Genomic DNA, 6,000 nt, shown 5'->3' with positions numbered 1-6,000 from the left:
TCGGTGACGGTTCTGTATCAGGACATCGGTGACAGTTCTGGGGGTCTTGGTGGTGACACTTCTCGGCTCAGATTGAGCGGTGTCGAAGAATGAACCTGTTGATGCGCGTGTCCGTCTCGCGATCTCTCGTTGGCCTGCGGATGCTCCGCGTGGGGCGGTGACGTCGTTTTGTCGAGAGCACGAGATCTCGCGGAAGACGTTCTATGTGCTGCTCGCTCGTGCGCGGGAGAAGGGCCCGGCGGCGGTGCTGGAGCCGCAGTCTCGTCGTCCGTCCGCGTCGCCGGCGAAGATCGGCGAGGAGGTGAAGCGGAGCGCGCTGGACGTGCGGGCAGCGCTGGAGCGATCCGGGCTCGACTACGGGCCGATCAGCGTGCACGACAAGATGACATCGATGGGATTCACGACCCCGTCGATCGCCTCACTCGCACGGATCTTCCGCGAAGCGGGCGTCGCCCGGGTGGAGCCAAAGAAGAAGCCGCGGTCCGCGTTCCGACGGTTCGTGTATCCCGCTCCGAACGCGTGCTGGCAACTCGATGCGACCGAGTACGTCCTCGCGGGCGGACGGACCTGCGTGATCTTCCAGCTCACCGATGATCATGCTCGTCTCGCGGTCGCGTCGCATGTCGCGAGGGCGGAGACGAGCAAGGGCGCGGTCACGGTGATGGAGAAGGGGATCGCCCGGCATGGGGTCCCGCAGCGGCTCCTCACGGATAACGGTGCCGCATTGAACCCGCACCGCCGCGGCATCGTCAGTCAGCTCGTCGCCTACGTGAGCACGCTCGGCGTCGTCGCGATCACCGGGAAGCCCGGGCACCCCATGACCCAGGGCAAGAACGAGCGATTCCACCAGACCCTGTTCCGATGGTTGGACAAGCAGCCCCTCGCCGGGACGATCGAGGAACTCCAACATCTCGTGGACCGGTTCGACGTGATCTACAACACCGAGCGCCCGCACCAGGCGCTTCCCGGTCGGAGCACCCCGCAACAGGCCTGGGACGCGACACCGAAAGCTCCCGCGCCAGAGCCAGACCCTGACGCTGCCACCCATCCCGGGGCGACTGGAGATGCCGTCCGGATCGTCCGCACGCACGGCGACATCAGCATCCGCGGCACCACATTCCAACTCGGGAACGAGTTCGCCGGCACTCAAGTCCACGCGATCTGGAACCCCGCCCTGATCATGATCTTCGACGAGCGCGGCACCCTCATCATCGAACACCCCTGGCCACAACCCGGCACCCGCTACGTCGGCAACGGCAGACCCCGAGGATCGGCCCCCAGAAGACGCCCACTGTCACCGATGTCCTGAGACACCAACTGTCACCGATGTCCTGAGACACCAACTGTCACCGATGTCCTGATACAGAACCGTCACCGAAGTCCTGAGACATCACAGCCGATATCCGTGCCGCACGCGCAGGAAAGAGCCGCGTGAGCGGATCCGTGGGGCGGGCGCGATCGCGGATCGCAATTGTGGAATCCCGCCAGACCGATCGTTGCCGTCCTGTGAGATCCAACCCGAGCGGATCCTCAGCAGGCGCTGGCAGACTGGAACGATGGTGACGCTGCTGCTGGATCGGACCCGCCTCGAGGTGGAGCTGTCCCCGATCGAGCGCGCCATCTCGTTCCGCAAGGAGAACCTGCACATCGAGCGCTCCGCGATCGTGAAGGTGCAGCTCACCGACGACGCCTGGACCTGGCTCCGCGGAGTCGGCAGCCCCGGTACGCACGTGCCGCTCGTGCTCGCCGCGGGAACCTGGAAGTCCGCCGGCGGCGACGACTTCGTGCTCATCCGCCGGCACAAGCCGAGCGTCGTGATCGACCTCGAGGGCGCCGACTTCCAGCGGCTCATCCTGACCACCCGGCACGGGCTCGCGCTCGCCCAGGCGCTGCGCCTGGACGTCTCGTCCGAGCTCGCCGAGGTGTCGGACATCGCTGCGACCGCGTCGATCCCGGTCCGGACGCCCGTGCGCCGGCCGGCTCCCGCTCGCAAGGGCAAGGGGAAGCCTGCCGCCCGCCCGGCCTGATCCGCCGGGCGGCGCCCTCCGGCGCGTCCGGAAACGCCGGAGCGGCGACCGTCCTCAGACGATCGCCGCTCCGTTCGGGTCTGTGCGCCGGTCAGCCCTCGTGGTGGTGGTGGTGCTCGCCGTGCTGCTCGCCACCGTCGTGGTGGTGGTGCTCGCCGTGCTGCTCGCCACCGTCGTGGTGGTGGTGCTCGCCGTGCTGCTCGCCACCGTCGTGGTGGTGGTGCTCGCCGTTCTGCTCGGCGCCGTCGTGGTTCTCGCCGTCCTGCTGCTGCTCGGACTGCTCGACGGCGTGCCCCTCGTGGTGCTCCTCGGGGCGCTCCTCCTGCTGGTCCTCGGCCGGGGCGGCGGCGTACGACGGCGCCTCGTCGTCGTAGAACGCCCGCGCGGCCGCGGCCAGCGACGCGCTCACCGCGGCGGCCCGCGGGTCGGTGTCGTGGTGGATCTCGCCCGCCGTCACGTCCTCGCCGGCGAGGTCGTCGTCGTCGTGCGACTCGTCGAGGATGACCTGGATCTCCTGCGTGCGCCCGTCGGCCAGCGCGGCGAAGATCTCGATACCGGCGATCTCGGTGGTCTCGGTGCTGGGCTCCGGCGCGGTGAACGCGGGCTCGTCGTCCTGCTCCGCAGCGCTGGGTGCCGTGTCGAGCAGGGCCGTCGGCGCGTCACCGTACTGCTGATCGTCGGAACGGTCCTCGGAGGGCTGCTCGGCGTGCTCGTCCTGGCCGGGCTGCCCGGCCTCGCCCGCCGACGGGACCCCCGTGATGAGCTCGTCGAAGGAGATCGACGGGGTCGCGGAAGGGATGATCAGCGCCCCGGTCTCGAAGGATCCGAGCGCTTCGCCCGACGGGTCGCCGGCGGGGGCGTGCATGATCGGGGGCTCCTCGCCGCCGTCCTGCTCGTCGCCGTGGGGCTCGGCATCGTGGTGCTCGGCGTCGTGGTGCGCCTCGCCCGGCGTGTAGCCGGGGGCGTCGATCGGCGCGGTGAGCGCGACGCCGGCCGCGATCGCGGCGCCCTCGTCCAGGGCGTCGCGCGGCTCGGACTCGGCGGGCTCCTCCTCGCGGTCGTCGCCCTCCTCGGCGCGGTGCTCGTCCGTGTGCTCCTGCTCGGCGGCGGGCTCGCCCTCGTCGGATCCGTCCTCGTCGGATCCGTCCTCGTCCGATCCATCCTCGTCGTGCGACTCCGCGGCGGGCTCGCCCTCGGCCTCGTCGGCGGGCCCCTCGTCCGTCTCGCCCGCGGCGTCGTCGTTCTCCGCGTCCGTCTCGGCCCGCTCGTCGTCCTCGCCGAACAGCGCCTCGGTGGCGTCCTCGTCGTCGTCCGCCGCCGAGACGCCCGTCTCCTCGACGCCCGTCTCCTCGGCGTGGTCCTCGGCGTGGTCCTCGGCGTGGTCCTCGGCGTGGTCCTCGGTGTCCGTCTCGCCCGCGGACTCCTGCTCGCTGTTCTGCGCGGCGAACTCCGCGGCCTCCCGGCGGGTCATCGGGACGCGCTCGCCCTCGGCGGCGTCCTCCCCGTCCGCGGCCGCCGCGCCGGCGAAGAGCCCGGCCAGGCCCGCGCCCGCCGCGGCGGCGGCGGCCGGAACCGCGGCAGCACCGGGCAGACCGGCGCCCGCCGCAGGGACGCCGGGAGCGGTCGGGAGGGGAACGCCCGCGACGGTCTCCTCCGTCGCGTCGGAACCCTCCGCGTCCTCACTCGCGACCGGCGCCGCGGCGATCACCGGGATCGCGCCAGACATCGGGTCGCGGCGGCCGTGCACGAGGTCGAGGAAGACCTCCTCCAGGCTCGGGCCGCGCTGCTGCAGCGTGGTCAGGGCGATGCCGGCGGACGCGGCGAGCGTGCCGACGGCGGCGGCGTCGGTGTTCTGCACGGTCAGGCCCGAGCGCAGCACGTCGTAGCTCATCCCCGCGGCCTCGAGCGCGGCGGCGAGGGCGTCGCGGTCCTCGGCGTCGACGACGACGGACCCGGTCGTCGGGTCCGAGAGCTTGCTGATGCTGTCGGCGTAGACCAGGCGGCCCTTCGAGAGCACGAGCACGTTGTCGGCGATCTGCTCGATCTCGCTCAGCACGTGCGAGGAGACCAGGATCGTGCGGCCCTCGTCGGCGAGGCGACGCATGAGCAGGCGCATCCAGCGGATGCCCTCGGGGTCGAGGCCGTTCGCCGGCTCGTCGAGCACGAGCGCGCCCGGGTCGCCGAGCAGGGCGCCGGCGACGCTGAGCCGCTGGCGCATGCCGAGGGAGTAGGTGCCGATGCGGGTCTCCGCGTCGTTCTGCAGGCCGACCAGGGCGAGCACCTCGTCGACGCGGGACAGCGGGATGCCGTTCGCCTTCGCCGCGATCGCGAGCTGGCGGGGCGCGGTGCGGCGCGGGCGGTACACCGCCTCCTCGAGGACGGATCCGATCGTGCGCAGCGGGTGGCGGATCTCGGCGTGCGGGACGCCGCCGATCGTGGCGGTGCCGGACGTGGGGCGGAGCTGACCGGTCAGCAACCGCAGAGACGTCGTCTTGCCGGCTCCGTTCGGGCCGAGGAACGCGGTCACCGCACCCGGTTCGATCCGCGCGGAGAGGTCGTCGACGGCCGTCACGGCGCCGAAGCGTTTCGTCGCGTGAGAGAACTCGAGCACTTGTCCGTCGGTCATCCGCGGCCTCTCGTCGATTGGCAGGTCTCTCCTATCTTGTCGGAGAAAGCCTGGAAACGCGTGCAGACCCGGTGTATTCCGCGCGCCCGCGCCCGCCGCGCGCGGGGCGACGGCGGGGTAACCTGGCACCCGTGACCATCGCCGAGGACACCCAGGGACCCGCAGACCGCACCGCCGCCGTCGAGGCCGAGCCCGAGGTGCTCGTGCGCGCCGAGGGGTCCCTCGGACGCATCACGCTGAACCGCCCGCGCGCGCTGAACGCGCTGAGCGTCGGCATGATCCGCCTCGTGCACGCGGCGCTGGACGCGTGGCGCCACGACTCCGACATCGAGATCGTGTTCATCGACGGCGCCGGCGATCGCGGCCTGTGCGCGGGCGGCGACGTGCGCGAGCTGCATGCGCAGATCACCTCCGGGCGCGGGGCCGAGGCGATCGAGTTCTTCCGCGAGGAGTACGCGATGAACGCGGCCATCGCGGAGTATCCGAAGCCGATCGTGGCGATCGCCGACGGGATCACGATGGGCGGCGGCGTCGGCGTCGCAGGGCACGCCGCGATCCGCCTCGTCACCGAGCGCTCGCAGCTCGCCATGCCGGAGACCCGGATCGGCTTCACCCCCGACGTCGGCGGCACCTGGCTGCTCGGCCGCATGCCCGGCCGCCTCGGCGAGTTCTTCGGCCTGACCGGCGGGAGCATGGACGGATCCGACGCCCTCTACGCGGGGTTCGCCGACTTCTTCGTGCCCTCCGACCGGATCGACGCGGTGCGCGACGCGCTCGCGAACCGGGCGGATCCGACCGGGCCGAGCGAGATCGTCATGCTCTTCGACGAGACCCCCGAGCCTTCGGCGCTGCCCGCGCAGCGCGCCTGGATCGACGAGGCGTTCTCCGCCGACACGGTGCAGGAGATCGTGGCGCGGCTGCGCGCGATGCCGGACGGCGAGAGCGTCGAAGGGCCGACCCCGGCCGCCACCGCCGACCTGCTCGAGTCGCTCGCCCCCACCGGGCTCGCCGTCACGCTCGAGGCCGTGCGCGAAGCCCGCGCCATGGATTCGCTGCGCGATGCGCTCGCGGGGGAGTACCGCCGGGTGCTCTGGTTCGTGAACAACCACCCCGACCTCGTCGAGGGGATCCGCGCGCAGCTCGTGGACAAGGACCGCAACCCGCGCTGGGATCCGCAGACCCTCGCCGACCTGGCCCCCGACGCGACCGCCGAGGCGCGGGACTACGTCCCCGCGGTGCCGCTCTGGAGCTGAGCCGACGAGCCCCCGCACGCCCTCCGAATTCTTCGCCTGAGTCCTGAAATCCCAGCTGGGACGGGGATTCGTTTCGCCGTCAGCGAAGATCGGA

General features: G+C 71.6%; 4 protein-coding genes. 3 read left to right on the top strand and 1 reads right to left on the bottom strand.

Annotation, left to right across the window (positions count from 1 at the left end):
- The first annotated feature begins 79 nt into the window (after window positions 1-79).
- Together RBR11_RS17810 and RBR11_RS17805 are read left to right on the top strand one after the other, a co-directional pair.
- Entirely contained in the window at window positions 80-1,309 is a 1,230-nt protein-coding gene (locus RBR11_RS17810) for an integrase core domain-containing protein (RefSeq protein ID WP_419956798.1), read from the top strand.
- A gap of 247 nt (window positions 1,310-1,556) precedes the next feature.
- The gene (locus RBR11_RS17805; RefSeq protein ID WP_308490725.1) at window positions 1,557-2,027 is read left to right on the top strand and encodes a hypothetical protein; all 471 of its coding nucleotides are present in this window, start codon (window positions 1,557-1,559) and stop codon (window positions 2,025-2,027) included.
- 91 nt (window positions 2,028-2,118) lie between these two features.
- On the opposite strand, the gene RBR11_RS17800 is transcribed toward RBR11_RS17805, so the two are convergent.
- Window positions 2,119-4,653 (bottom strand): ATP-binding cassette domain-containing protein, encoded by a 2,535-nt coding sequence (locus RBR11_RS17800; RefSeq protein WP_308490724.1) that lies wholly within the window; start codon window positions 4,651-4,653, stop codon window positions 2,119-2,121.
- Between the two features lie 137 nt (window positions 4,654-4,790).
- Between RBR11_RS17800 and RBR11_RS17795 the strand changes: the two genes are divergently transcribed.
- Window positions 4,791-5,906: an enoyl-CoA hydratase/isomerase family protein gene (locus RBR11_RS17795; protein WP_308490729.1), complete on the top strand. Its 1,116-nt coding sequence runs from the start codon at window positions 4,791-4,793 to the stop codon at window positions 5,904-5,906.
- Window positions 5,907-6,000: the final 94 nt, after the last annotated feature.

The organism is Microbacterium capsulatum, assembly GCF_030865425.1.
Lineage (GTDB): Bacteria > Actinomycetota > Actinomycetes > Actinomycetales > Microbacteriaceae > Microbacterium > Microbacterium capsulatum.
This window is presented reverse-complemented; position numbering and strand designations above follow the sequence as displayed.

Coding starts and splice junctions, on each gene's coding strand:
- RBR11_RS17805 (WP_308490725.1), top strand. CDS start 1,557: ATGGTGACGCTGCTGCTGGATCGGACCCGCCTCGAGGTGGAGCTGTCC.
- RBR11_RS17800 (WP_308490724.1), bottom strand. CDS start 4,653: ATGACCGACGGACAAGTGCTCGAGTTCTCTCACGCGACGAAACGCTTC.